The sequence below is a fragment of the Oxynema mangrovii CENA135 genome (assembly GCF_016632315.1).
Classification (GTDB): Bacteria; Cyanobacteriota; Cyanobacteriia; order Cyanobacteriales; family Laspinemataceae; genus Oxynema; species Oxynema aestuarii.
Window position 1 is genome coordinate 663,206 of sequence record NZ_JAEOXH010000002.1, and the last position, 13,616, is coordinate 676,821.

Annotated in this window: 10 protein-coding genes and 1 pseudogene; 9 read left to right on the forward strand and 2 right to left on the reverse strand. The window is 53.1% G+C overall.

The genetic code is table 11. From position 1 onward, the window contains the following. Nucleotides 1-1,378 (forward strand): tetratricopeptide repeat protein (locus JJD41_RS16535; RefSeq protein ID WP_200668496.1); only part of this gene is annotated, 1,378 nt, incomplete at its 5' end. Nucleotides 1,379-1,591: 213 nt separating this feature from the next. Here JJD41_RS16535 and JJD41_RS16540 read toward each other — a convergent pair. After that, nucleotides 1,592-2,098 carry a single-stranded DNA-binding protein gene (locus JJD41_RS16540; RefSeq protein ID WP_168570930.1) on the reverse strand — a complete coding sequence of 169 codons (507 nt, stop codon included), beginning with the start codon at nt 2,096-2,098 and terminating at the stop codon, nt 1,592-1,594. Between the two features lie 553 nt (nt 2,099-2,651). Between JJD41_RS16540 and JJD41_RS16545 the strand changes: the two genes are divergently transcribed. From JJD41_RS16545 to JJD41_RS16580, 8 genes and pseudogenes are all read left to right on the forward strand, one after another. After that, on the forward strand, nt 2,652-3,206 hold the full coding sequence (locus tag JJD41_RS16545) for a thioredoxin family protein (RefSeq protein WP_200668498.1): 555 nt from the start codon (nt 2,652-2,654) through the stop codon (nt 3,204-3,206). A gap of 155 nt (nt 3,207-3,361) precedes the next feature. After that, a complete protein-coding gene (pyrH, locus tag JJD41_RS16550; protein WP_168570932.1) occupies nt 3,362-4,090 on the forward strand; it encodes a UMP kinase in 729 nt (242 codons plus the stop codon). Beyond that, nucleotides 4,077-4,625 (forward strand): ribosome recycling factor, encoded by a 549-nt coding sequence (gene frr, locus JJD41_RS16555; RefSeq protein ID WP_200668500.1) that lies wholly within the window; start codon nt 4,077-4,079, stop codon nt 4,623-4,625. Before pyrH ends, frr begins: the two co-directional genes overlap by 14 nt. A gap of 296 nt (nt 4,626-4,921) precedes the next feature. Next, the gene (locus tag JJD41_RS16560; protein ID WP_200668502.1) at nt 4,922-6,052 is read left to right on the forward strand and encodes a geranylgeranyl reductase family protein; all 1,131 of its coding nucleotides are present in this window, start codon (nt 4,922-4,924) and stop codon (nt 6,050-6,052) included. 301 nt (nt 6,053-6,353) lie between these two features. Then, nucleotides 6,354-6,830, forward strand: a complete 477-nt coding sequence (locus JJD41_RS16565; protein WP_200668504.1) for an NADAR family protein — start codon at nt 6,354-6,356, stop codon at nt 6,828-6,830. Between the two features lie 73 nt (nt 6,831-6,903). Next, nucleotides 6,904-7,506, forward strand: a complete 603-nt coding sequence (locus tag JJD41_RS16570) for an IS607 family transposase (RefSeq protein WP_200668506.1) — start codon at nt 6,904-6,906, stop codon at nt 7,504-7,506. Between the two features lie 37 nt (nt 7,507-7,543). Next, nucleotides 7,544-8,560 (forward strand): annotated as a pseudogene (locus tag JJD41_RS25760) (RNA-guided endonuclease InsQ/TnpB family protein). 1,039 nt (nt 8,561-9,599) lie between these two features. After that, nucleotides 9,600-12,428, forward strand: a complete 2,829-nt coding sequence (locus tag JJD41_RS16580) for a GAF domain-containing sensor histidine kinase (RefSeq protein ID WP_200668517.1) — start codon at nt 9,600-9,602, stop codon at nt 12,426-12,428. On the opposite strand, the gene JJD41_RS16585 is transcribed toward JJD41_RS16580, so the two are convergent. Further along, nucleotides 12,389-13,564, reverse strand: a complete 1,176-nt coding sequence (locus JJD41_RS16585; protein WP_200668529.1) for a glycosyltransferase — start codon at nt 13,562-13,564, stop codon at nt 12,389-12,391. The two genes, JJD41_RS16580 and JJD41_RS16585, sit on opposite strands and share 40 nt — an antisense overlap. Between the last annotated feature and the right edge of the window lie 52 nt (nt 13,565-13,616).

The following is a 13,616-nucleotide window of genomic DNA, read 5'->3' on the forward strand; positions in this document are numbered from 1 at the left end:
GCGCTTGTGGACCCGCCAGGGGGAAGCGATCGGCGAACCCTGGCGCGGCCATCAGAGTTCGGTCTTAGCCGTCGCCTTCAGCCCCGACGGACAGACGATCGTCAGTGGCAGTACGGACAACACCGTGCGCTTGTGGCACGCGGGTGATTGGAAACATTGGCTGCAAATGGCCTGCAATCAGTTGCAGTATCATCCGGTCCTCGTTCACCCGCAAACCGACATCGCCCGCGATGCTGGCAAAACCTGTCAGAAGTATGCCTGGAGTCCCACCGAGTCGGCAGATTTTCTGGTGCGTCACGGCAAGGCTATCGCCCGGGATGGCGATTTCTCGGGGGCCGTGACTCAGTTCAAACGCGCCTTGAAACTGGACGACTCTCTCGACCTCGACCCGGAAGCGGAAGCCAAACGCCTTGCCGTTCCCGCTTTGGTGGCACAAGGGGAAGAGTTGGCCCGGGAAGCCCAAGTGGAGGAAGCGAGAGCGAAATTCCAACAAGCGGTGAAACTGGACGAGACCCTCGACCTCGACCCGGAAGCGAAAGCCATCGAAATTGCCACTTCCACGTTAGTGAAACAAGGGGAAGAACTCGCCAAGGCGGGTGAAATTGACGAAGCCATTGCGAAATTCCAACAAGCGGTGAGTCTGGACGAGACTCTCGACCTCGACCCGGAAGCGAAAGCCACGGAACTCGGCGTCCCGGCTTTGGTGGCACAAGGCAAAAAACTCGCCAGTGAGGGTAAAGTTGACGAAGCTGCGGAAAAATTCCAAGAAGCGTTGAAATGGGACGAGACTCTGGAACTGGACCCGGAATCGGAAGCCATCCAAATTGCCGTATCTGCATTAGTGGAACAAGGGAAACAACTCGCCCGCGAGGGTCGGGTGGAGGTAGCGAGAGAGAAATTCCAACAAGCGTTGAAACTGGACGACTCTCTCGACCTGAACCCGGAAGCGGAAGCAAGAAAACTTGCGGCTGCTGCTTGGGTGGACCAGGCGAAGCAATTCGCGGCAGACCGAAAGTATAAAGCGGCGATTGAGGCTTATACTGCCGCCCAGAAAATCGATTCAACTTTGGAAATTTCTGCCCTAACTTGGAATAATCTCTGTTGGTATGGCAGCTTGCGCGGTGAGGCCGAGGCGGCGCTGGCAGCCTGCGAAAACGCCGTCAAGTTAGCACCGAACGATGCGGGCGAGCGAGGCAATCTGGGCATCGCCAAAGCCCTCACGGGAGATACGGAAGGCGCGATTCAAGCGTTTGAAAGCTTCATCGAATTAAGTGAGGATGAAGGAGCTCAAGAAATCGTGCAGGGATATATCGATACCTTGCGCGCCGGGGAAAATCCGTTGACCGAGGAGGAGATTAAACGCTTGTTGGGTGAATGATTTGGTGGGGACATCCCGTTGGGGGCACGGCATTGGGGATAGGGCACTACCGTGTCCCTCGAGGCGATCCATCTCGATCGAGGGCTGGAGACAGGTTTAGAAAATATTGTGGTTTCAAATTGACTGTATTAGGAGTTAGGCGAATCGCGGAACTTCTGCACGATCGCCAGATCGCGCAGGGGCGCTAGCCAGCACCCCAGTAGCATTTTCCGCTTAAAACGGGATTTCGTCGTCCATGTCGTCGTCACTGTCGTTGAAACTGGGAGCTGTCGGACGGGGGGTGGGGGGCGGCGGTGCTGCCGGACGGGAGGGCTGCGAACGCTCCACCGGGGGTTCCGGGCGGCGCGATTCCATGCTCACTAAGTTACTCGGCGCGGGCGATCGCGCGGCGGTGGGAGCGGGGGCGGTTTGGGAGGCGCTACCGTCGAGGCGATGAACCCGTTGCACCGTGAGTTCGGCGCGTTTCTCTTTATAGCCCTGGGGCATTTCCCGGGTTTCCATTTTGAGGCGCCCTTCGAGGACGACGCGATCGCCGAGTTTGAAGTCGTTGTGGATTTCCTCGGCACGATTGCCCCAGCCGACAACTTTGAGCGTTTCCGGGGGGTCGTCGGAGCGCAGTGCGGGGAATTGCACCAACATCTCGGCGATCGCCAGGTTGTCATTTGTATATCGCAATTGCGGCGCTTCAATAATTTCCGCCATTAAAATACAACTATTCATCGGCTATCTGTCCGTACTTTTCTGTGGGCGATCGCGCAAAACAGGGATCGAGCGTTTAGGGATTATTTTAAAGGGCGATCGGCGCTTTTGTCTTAGAGGCGATCGGGCCATGGCAATCGTCGGCGTGGCCCACCTCAATCCCTTGGGAGTAGGAGCATTTTGCTCCCTACAGAGGTTCCAAATCATTTAGGATTGCTATAGCAGTCCTCAACGATTTGTCGGTGCGGGTGGGAACTCGACAGAGACCACAACGCCGCCATTAATAGTCTGAAGACTGCCTTGAGTGCGGTAGGGCATACCGGAACTCGGGTCGATGACCCAAATGCTTCTGGAGATTCGACCGCTACTTTGACGGGAGCCAACCTGTCAGGGTAAATCGGATCGTTGAAGGAAGAATCCCCACGCCGCGATCGCTAAGGAGCGTCAAAGACTAAAGTAAAGGAAAAATAAGAATCGAACCTGCCCTGGAGGGAATCGGAGTCAAGGTCAACCTTCGCCCCCCTAGATCGCCCCTCATTGATTAAACCGTCCACTGTAGATAGAGTGTTTTCTTATGGAAAATACCGGGAAAAGCATCGGCATCCACGCCCCAGATTTCGAGTTACCGGGGATTGACGACCAAGTGCACCATCTCGCCCGCTACCTCGACAGGTATCGTGCCGTTTGCACCGTTTTCATGTGCAATCACTGTCCTTACGTGCGAGGCTATTTAGAACGGCTCAAGCAAATTCAAAGCCAGTTCGAGGGGCGAGACTTTACCCTAATCGGGATCAACTCCAACGATGCGGTTCAATACCCCGAAGATGGGTTTGAGAAAATGAAAAGTTTCGCCCGGGAACACGGGTTGAATTTTCCGTATTTGCGAGATGCGAATCAAGATGTTGCCGCCAGTTTTGGGGCGCACCTGACTCCTCAAGTGTTTTTACTCGACCAAAGTGGTGTTGTCGGCTACAGTGGCGCGATCGATGACAGTCCCGACGACCCCGAAGCCGTGGGAGTGCATTACTTGCGCGACGCGATCGCCCAACTGCTCGACGGCGAAACCATTCGGATCCCATCGTCTCAACCTGTCGGCTGTTCCCTGAAGTGGCGCCAGTCCCCATCGTAAACGTCCGCGCGTCCTTGCGCGCCACCTTTGGGGCAGCCTCCGAGCCTTCGAGATCTCGCCACTGTGCCGCCCGCGTTCAAATCAGGTGGTGGCAAAATGGCTTCGTGCTGCTATCTTATGGTGGAGGCAATTAGAGTTGGGAAAAGAGTGAGTGCATGGGGATAGTTTACCGTCGGGTTTTGCTCAAACTAAGCGGTGAAGCCCTAATGGGCGATCTTGCCTACGGCATCGATCCGGGGGTCGTTCAAGGCATCGCCGAACAAGTCGCGGAAGTCACCTCTAAAGGGGTAGAAGTCGCGATCGTCGTCGGTGGCGGCAATATCTTTCGCGGCGTCAAGGGCGCTGCGGCAGGGATGGATCGGGCCACGGCGGATTATATCGGCATGATTGCCACGGTCATGAACGCCATGACCTTGCAAGATGCCCTCGAACAAATTGGGGTACCCACCCGAGTTCAAACCGCGATTTCGATGCAGGAAGTCGCCGAGCCCTACATTCGCCGTCGCGCCATGCGCCATTTGGAGAAAAAACGGGTGGTGATTTTCGGCGCCGGATCGGGCAATCCTTTCTTTACCACCGATACTACGGCTGCTCTGAGAGCGGCAGAAATCGATGCAGAGGTGATTTTTAAAGCTACGAAAGTCGATGGGGTGTACGATTGCGATCCCCATCAAAACCCTGAAGCTCGACGCTACGAAAGCTTGACCTACGGTCACGTCCTGGCGAACGACTTGCGCGTGATGGACAGTACCGCGATCGCGCTGTGCAAAGAGAACAATATCCCGATCGTGGTGTTTGACCTTACGGTTAAAAATAATATTTGTCGAGCCGTCATGGGAGAAAAAGTCGGAACCATAGTGGGAGGTTACTGTGAAGTTATCTGAAGTTGAAAGTCATATGAGTAAGGCGGTTGAGGCGACTCAGCGCTCTTTTAACACCATTCGCACGGGTCGCGCGAACGCCGCTTTACTCGACCGGGTGATGGTGGAATATTACGGTTCTCCCACCCCGCTCAAATCTCTGGCCAATATCAGCACTCCAGATGCCAGCACGATCGCCATTCAGCCCTACGATCGCTCTAGTTTGGCGGCGATCGAAAAAGCGATTTCGATGTCCGACATCGGCTTGACGCCGAACAATGACGGGAGTATCGTTCGCTTGAACATTCCGCCGTTGACGAGCGATCGCCGCAACGAATTTGTGAAATTGGCCGGAAAATATGCCGAAGAAGGCAGAGTCGCCATTCGCAATATCCGCCGCGACGCGATCGACAGCATTCGCAAACAGGAAAAAAATAGCGATATTTCCGAAGATGAATCTCGGGATTTACAAGATCGCATCCAAAAGTTGACGGATAAATATACCGCCAAAATTGACGAATTGCTCGCGGCTAAAGAAGAAGACATCAAGACCGTTTGAAGCCCTAAAAATTGCTGACAGCTAGCCGGAGTTTGGTACACGGGCTAGCTGTTTCCCCCTAGGGGAAATGGTCGATGGATAAGGGTTCTAAAGGGTGGGTCGCACGAGCGCAAAAATTGATTTGTAGAACCCACACTCGTTAAAACTTGCCAATCTTTCCCATCGAAAATCTAAAATCTAAAAATATCTAAATTCTAAAATCTACCATCCCGAACCCTGGGCGCGAGGGATGTATGAGATCGCCAGTGGCGTGACTCAATCTAAAAAGTTTATTGAGGAGTGAAAGTTTACGCATGATGTTTGACTGCATTATCGTCGGTGGTGGCCCGGCAGGGGGCACGGCAGCCTATCACTTGGCCAAACGGGGGCGTTCGGTCTTGGTTCTCGAAAAAGAAGCCCTACCGCGCTACAAACCCTGTGGGGGCGGTGTTTCTCCGGCGATCGCCCAATGGTTTGACTTCGATTTTTCTCCGGCTATTTCTTTGAAAGTCAAACAACTGCGTTATACCTGGCAAGGTGGCGATCCGATCGATGCCGAAATTGAAACCCCGGAACCGATGTGGATGGTTCGCCGGGACGTGTTCGACAATTTCTTGATCGACCAAGCCAAAGCCCTAGGGGCCGAAGTGCGCGACCGTACCGAAGTGACCGGGGTCAAGTTCGCGGGCGATCGCTGGACCGTCACCACCAACGGCGAACCCGTGGAAGGACGCTATCTGATTGCGGCGGATGGCGCCAAAGGACCGATGCCGAAATTGCTCGGGTTTAAAGAACGCAAACCCCATAGCGCATGGGCGATCGAAGTTTCCGGAAGCGAAACCGACGACTCGGCGCGGATTCAGTTCGACCTCGGACAAGTCAAAAAAGGGTTTATCTGGAACTTCCCGAAAGCTGACGGCTACTCGATTGGCGCGGCGGCGTTGCAAGGGCGCAGTAAAGATAACCTGGATAAGACCATGCAGACTTATGCGGGTCAACTCGGGTTGAACCTCGACGGCGCCAAACATTACGAACATGGGTTGTGTTTGTGGGACGGCGAGCAGAAATTACATACCCAAAATGCGCTGTTAGCTGGGGAAGCGGCTTGTATGGTCGATCCGCTCACGGCGGAAGGGATTCGTCCGTCGATGTATAGCGGGATGAAAGCGGCTGAGGCGATCGATGGCGCCCTCGGCGGCGACGCTAAGGCTTTAGAAGCCTACACTCAAGTCATGAATGAGGAGTGGGGAAGCGATATGACTTGGGCGGGAAGACTGGCGGGGGTCTTCTATCAGTTTCCCGGTTTGGCTTATAAAGTGGTCATCAAGCAACCTGCGGCGACTTATCGCATGGGTCAAATTCTCTGCGGCGAATTGCGCTACGGCGAAATTGCGAGTAAAGCGATCAAACATATTAAAGGGAGCTTAATTCCCGGTCGCGGTCGGTAAAGGAAGCAGGGCGATCGGTATTCAATCCGGGTGCAGTGGTTGTACCCGGATTCGATCTTTTAGATTTTAGATTTGGGATTTTAGATTTGGGATTTTAGAGTTTAAATCTAAGATCGATAATGTTTGAGAGCGATCCGATTGGAGTTGTGACCTCGATCTAGGAGGCTTTCTGGGTCGAAAGCGGGCAAGATGCCCGCCCTACAGATTTTGATTTAGGATGGATATAGTGTCCTTTTTTGCTTGAAAGTGGGCAAAATGCCCGCCCTACCGATTCCGATTCTCCCCTTCCCACTCCAATCCTATGACCATTTACTTTTATAAAGTTCCGGATCCCTATGGCTGTTTTTCTAACTTTTCTCCTCACTCGATTCATTTGAACGATCGGGACTGGCCGACGGTAGAACATTATTACCAAGCGCATAAGTTTGTCGGAACTCGGGACGAAGGGTTGATAGAGAAAATCCGGGGGGTGAAGACGCCGGAAGAGGCGGCGGCGTTGGGGCGCGATCGCGGATACGAGGTTCGTTCGGATTGGGAAGGGGTCAAACGAGAGATCATGCACGAAGCGGTGTTGACGAAGTTTCTCACCCATAGGGACATTCAAAAGGTGTTGTTGGAGACGGGAGACGAGGCGATCGTCGAAGATTCGCCCACGGATTATTACTGGGGGTGTGGCGCCGAAAAAACGGGAGCGAACCATCTGGGCAAAATCTTGATGGAGGTGCGATCGCAGCTTCGCGATCGCGCTGTTTTCACTGAAAGAATGGTGGGCGGGTGAGGGCTGGAGATAGGGTTTAAATTTCTCACTAAAATTTTTTAAAATTACTCATTTTTTAAGCTATAATAAGATTATGAGTAAGTTTAGTATTTCCGAAGCCGCAAAAATCAAAGGAGTATCACCATCGACATTAAGACGTTGGGAATCAGAAGGGAAATTAATCCCTGAGCGCACAGCGTCGGGACACCGAAGATACTCTATGTCTCAATTGCTCGGTGTTGAATCTCATAGAGCGTACACAATCGGTTATGCACGAGTCAGTAGCCACGACCAGAAACAAGACCTAGAACGTCAAAAGGAAATTATTGAATTGTTCTGCGCTCAAAATGGTTGGGAGCATGAAATTATCCAAGACTTAGGGTCTGGGGTGAATTACAGTAAGCGTGGGTTAAAGCGTCTTCTGAGGTTAATCACATCGGGTGAAATCGACAGACTGGTTCTTACCCATAAGGATAGGTTACTTAGATTCGGGGCTGAACTAGTGTTCAGCATCTGTGAGCAGTTTGGTGTAGAGATTGTGATTATAAATCGGACTGAGGATGCCAGTTTTGAGGAAGACTTAGCCAACGATGTGTTGGAAATCATTACCGTGTTTTCGGCTCGTCTTTATGGTAGCCGAAATGGCAAGAACAAAAAGATTGTTGAGGAGTTAAAAAAAGTCAGTGAAAGGCTTTAAGACCAAGCTAGACTTAAATAACCGACAACGAACGCTGATGGCGAAACACGCAGGAGTCGCTCGACCCGCTTGGAATTGGGGACTCGCTACCTGTCAGGAAACATTAGAAGCCGGAGGTAAACTGCCAACCGCCATAGACTTACACAAGAGATTAGTCGCCGAGGTAAAAAGCCAGAATCCTTGGTACTATGAAGTCTCCAAATGTAGCCCTCAAGAAGCGTTGCGTCACCTCAATCAAGCGTTTAAGCGAGTTGGGCAAGTCAAAGGAACAGGTTTCCCCAAGTTTAAGAAAAAGAAGGTCAAAGAGAGTTTTTACCTGGAAGGAAGCATTAAAGTTTCCGGTAATTGGGTGAAGCTACCTCGGATCGGTTGGGTAAAAAGCCACGAACAGTTACCGCCAGTCCATCCCAAAAACGTCACGATGAGTAAACGAGAAGGGGACTGGTATATTGCCTTCAAAATTGATTTTGAACCCCAGGCCACTTTAAAAGGAAGAGAGCGGATTGGGGTAGACGTAGGAATTAAAAAGCGACCCTGAGCGATGGTACAACCTATGCCAACCCAAAAGCCGATCGCCAGGCTCAGAAAAAACTAGCCCAACTCCAGAAAGAACTAAGCCGCCGTCAAACAGGAGGTAAAAACCGAGAAAAAACTCAAGTTAAGTTAGCTAAAGCCCACCGACGCATCGCCGATATGAGAGCGGACCATTTACACAAGTTAACAACTTACTTAGCCAAGAACCACGGTGAAGTAAAAATCGAAGACTTAAATGTGTCGGGGATGCTCAAAGATCACAAGCTGGCTGGTGCGATTGTGGATGGTGGGTTTGATGAGTTCCGTCGTCAGCTTGAGGATAAATGCGAGTGGTATGGGAGCCAATTAACGCTGATTGACCCGTAGTATCCCAGTTGGCAGATCTGTTCCAACTGCGGACACCAACGAAAAATGCCCCTGGACCGAAGACAGTATGACTGTCCGGACTGTCACGTCTCACTCTTATCGTGACTTAAATGCGGCAATTAATGTAGAAAATGCGGAGAGCTCAGCCGTGTAAGCAAGCGTGATGGAAAGGTCTCGGAAGATCCAAGCTAGGAGCTAAACATCAAATGATTAAGTTTGAGTAAGTTTTAGAGAGCGGAAAAACGAGAGCAGTTCGGACGGTGGAGATCGAGGGCGATCGCCTCAAAACCTCGATTTCGACGGCGATCCCTCCCCGAGATCGTCGGCGAGGGGGCGATCGCCGTGTTAAGCAATACAAACCCAAGATTTTCACGATTTTCTTGTTATCATAATTGACAAACTCAAAAATCGGGGATCGAAAATATCCATCAAGCTCGGGTCGATTTTCCATCGGAGTTGAAGGTCGAAATTTCTCTTGATTTCGGCTAAGACTGCTTGGCTCAAAAGTGTCTAGGTTCTAGAGTGTCCCGTTGCCGAGCTGGGATAAAAAGGCCAATTGAGAACGAGTTGAAAGGGTCGATATCGCTCGATTTCAGCGCTAAAGGAGGCGATCGCCAATCCGGAAGGTGCTTCGTGGATTGAAGCGGCTCGATCTCGATTTATTTCGATCGCGAATGGGTGAAAACCCGCTCGACATCGCCATGCTTTGAAATATAAAGTTGAAGAACGCAGTTCTGCGGTCGAATCTGGTTCGATTTGGATAGCTCCGCGATCGTCGCGGTTCAAGACCCGATTGTAACGATCGGAATCGATTTGCTTTTTTCTCGGAAAAATTTTGAGAAAAATTCAGTTTAACAAATAAAAAACTAATTTTTGGATAACTCCGTCATCAAGCGTCGCCTCTTCCAAATTCAGGAGGAAACACCAACAAACTCTCAGTATCTCTTAAATGAAGGGGGATAAACTCTCCGGTAAAATTCGCTCCAAAAAGAGTGAAGCCGCGATCGACGGGCGATCTCCAAAAATATCTAAAAAGATTGAAACTCGGGAGTGTCATTTTGATGTTGCCAACCTCTCCTAGAACAGGAAGAACGCTCGTGGCAAGGGGAAAATCGCCGAAATTTTCAAGAGGGGAAGGGGGGAAAAGTTAAAAACGGGGTTCCCTTGGCGTTGGTACGGTCTAAGTTTAGAAAATGAAACACACAGAAAATCACGTGCGATCGCTCCAACAGAAACTCGATCGGGAAGTTTTACTTCACCGAACGATCGATCGCATCCGACAATCGCTCGAATTAGAAGAAATTCTCACGGCAACGGCGGCAGAGATCCGCTCGTTCCTAGAAACCGATCGCGTGATGGTCTATCGCTTCAACCCCGATAGTAGTGGCGAAGTGATTGCCGAGTCGATTGACGAAGGGAGCTTGTGCTCCCTCAAAGGACTCAACTTTCCCCCGGACGACATCCCACTGGAAGCGCGAGAGCGCTTTTTGCAACAACGAGTGCGATCGATTGTCAAAGTTCGATCCCAACAAATCGGCTTGAGTCCGTTTAACTGCAACGGCAGAGAAGATCCCGGCGATCGCGAACGAGTCGAAATCTCCTATCGCCCCCTCGATTCGTGTCACATGACCTACCTCAAAGCGATGGGGGTTTACTGTTCGCTGGTCGTCCCGATTATTGCCAACGGCGACCTGTGGGGTTTGATCGTCTCCCACCACGCCGAAGAACGGGACATCTCCGAAGAAGACTTACAACTGGTACAACTCGTTACCGACCAGGTATCGATCGCGATCGCCCAAGCCACCTTACTCGCCAAAACCCGAGAACGACAAGCGCGGGAGGCGACGATCAACCGGATCGCCACCTTACTGCACGGCAGTCCCGAGATCGAACTGCAAGGGGCCCTAGAAGCGACGGTGCGATCCTTAGACGGTTGCGGGGGGCGGGTGTACATTGCCCCCACTGACGGGGGCGACGACGTTCGCGGGGGGCGTCTGCCGGAAATTTTCGCGTGGGGCGATCGCCCGACCTTTCCCGACGCGACCGAGACGCGCATTTTAGAAGAACATCCCCAATGGCGCCAGTGGCGAGAACGGCGGCGAAGCCCCAGCCACAATAGCAGCCAGGTTTACGAACCCGCCGACGCGATCGCCGACCTGTACAAAGACCCCAGTTTGGCGGCGATCGCCCCCGCCTTCAAAAACACCCAAATTCGCGGTCTTCTGGTCGTTCCCCTGTACTACCGCCAAAAATTCCTCGGTTACCTGAGCATCTTCCGCCAAGAAGTCGATACCGAAACCTTGTGGGCCGGACGCTTCAACAGTAACGTCCGCCAACTGATGCCCCGACAGTCTTTTGAAGCGTGGCGGGAACTCAAAAAAAACCAAGCCCGAGAGTGGACCGACGAAGAAATCAAAATGGCGAAAGCCCTCGGCGATCAATTTTCGATGGCGATCGGCCAATACCTGCTCTACAAAGAAGTCACAGCCCTCAACGCCAACTTAGAATATCAAGTCCAACAACGAACCGCCCAACTGCAAAACACCCTCAAATTTACCCGCATTCTCAAGCAAGTCAGCGATCGCATCCGCAGCACCCTCGACCTCGACGAAATCTTGCAGACGATCGTCGGGCGCGTCCGTAATTTACTCAACACCGATCGCGTCGTCATCTACCAATTTCGAGGGGACGGAACCGGAGAAGTCACCGTCGAAGACGTGCGCGGCAACTGGAAATCCGTTCTGGGTACCCGTTGTCCGGGGGATTGCTTTCCCCAAGCTTACGGTAACCTCTACCTGCGCGGGCGGGTGCGGGCGATCGACGATATCGCGATGGAAGATCTAACCCCCTGTCACCGGGAATTTTTAGAAAGCTTGCAAGTCAAAGCCAATTTGATCGTACCGATCCGCATGGGTTCCGACTTGTGGGGACTGACGATCGCCCACGAATGTCAAGGGCCGAGAGTGTGGAGTAAAGACGAAATCGAACTGGTGCAACAACTCGGCGATCAAGCGGCGATCGCCATTTCCCAAGCCGAACTCTACCGCAAAAGCCAGCAAGCTGCCGCCACCGCCGAAGCCAAAGCCCGGGAACTGACCGTCGCTTTGGAAGACTTGCAACACGCCCAAGGTCAACTCGTCCAAAGCGAGAAAATGTCGAGTTTGGGTCAACTGGTCGCCGGAGTCGCCCACGAAATCAACAATCCCGTTAACTTCATCTACGGTAACCTCGCCCACGCCACCGAGTACGCTCACGACTTGCTCGAACTGCTCGACCTCTACCAACAACACCTGCCCGAACCGGATGTCGAGATCGTCGATTTGATGGAAGATATCGATTTCGAGTTCTTAGTCGAAGACCTGCCGCAAATGCTCGCCTCGATGAAAGTCGGCGCCGATCGCATCCGTCAGATCGTGCTGAGTTTGCGTAACTTCTCCCGGTTGGATCAATCGGAAATGAAACCCGTCAACATTCACGACGGGATCGACAGTACCTTGATGATCTTGCATCACCGGATCAAAGCTAAGGGCGATCGCCCGGCGATCGAGATCGTCAAAAACTACGGCGACCTCCCCTCGGTGGAATGCTACGCCGGACAGCTCAATCAGGTGTTTATGAATATTCTGGGTAACGCGATCGACGCCCTCGAAGAAACGTGGGTCGCCAACTCCGACCAAGATAAACCCCCCGAGCCGACGCCCTCCATTCGGATTAGCACCGAACGCCATAAAAATCACACGATCGCCATCGAAATTCGCGACAACGGGCCGGGAATTCCCGAACACCTCAAAAATCGCATTTTCGACCCCTTCTTCACGACTAAGGACATCGGCAAGGGTACCGGGATGGGCCTGTCGATCAGCCATCAGATCGTGGTCGAAAAACACGGCGGTCAGTTCGAGTGCGAGTCCGAACCCGGGAACGGGACGACCTTTCGGATCGTGATTCCGATCGCCGCCCCCCGACCGTCACCCGAGCCGACTCACCCGGTCGGATCGAGGCTTTCCGAGCGTTCGAGCTGACCTCCCGGCCCGATGTAAAACCGACGTCCCCGCCATTGGATTTCGTTACTGGCGTAAGCCCAGACGGCGATCGCCAGCATTTGCAGATCGACGATCGGCAACAGGAGTACGTCGGTCGCCGCGCCTCCCAAACTCACGTAGGCGATCGTGTAAGCGCACCAGATCCCCAACCCGGCGGCCCCCAACGCGCAAGCGGCGATCGTCGCCCCTCCCCAGCCGAAGGCGATCGCCAAACTGCCTAAAAATAGGCCATTCCACAAAAACTCGACCGCCGTTTCGATCGGCGCCACGAAGCGCACGTGACGGGACCACCGGAGCTGCTGGCTCCAGGCTTGACGCCAACTCCACGGCCCTAAGTATACGTCGATCGCCTGGGGAACGATCGCCCCCCGCCAGCCGAGGGCGCGCAATTTCGGATAAATTAAACCGTCGGCGCACATCACCCCGGTCAACGCCGCAAAGCCCCCCATATCCGCCAAAGCTTGTTGGCGTACCGCCATCCATTTACCGACCACAAACGGGGTTTTGAATAAAGTATAACTGCCGCAAATCGAACAGACGATCGCCGTCCCGATCCGCAGCGATCGCAAGCGCGCCCCCAAAGTGAGCGGCGATCGCACTAAAAACGGCGCCGCCACCAAGCCGATTTGCGGGTCTGCAAAGCTGGCGACCAACCGTTCCAGGGCGTCCGGTGGAGGGCAGGTATTGCCATCGCTGACCAGGAGAATCTCGCCGCGCGCCTGGGCTTCCAACCCCGCCAAATTACTCATTTTCGGGTGGGCGTCCGGCGGGGCGTCGGTGAAAATGACCCGCATCGGCGCTTCCGGATGGGCCGCGAGAAAACGATCGATCGCGGGCCACGCCGGATCGCGGCGATCGCCGATGCCGATTAATACTTCATAAGATATACTCTGTAAGTTGAGAAACGCCTCTAAATTGCGTTCGAGGCGATCGTCGAGTCCCTTAATCGGTTTGAGAATACTCACCCTCACCGACGACTCCACCCCTGGCGGGGCGGGCGATTCTCCTCGGTCGATGCTGCGCGATCGCAGAAAATATAAGGTCGCTACAACCATCGCCCAAGCCGTGACCGACGCCAACACGGCGATCGCGATTCCAATCCCATTAAATAGCATGTTTTTGGCGTTTGAATCGAGTTCGGTTAAAGTATATTTTAGATTTGAGATT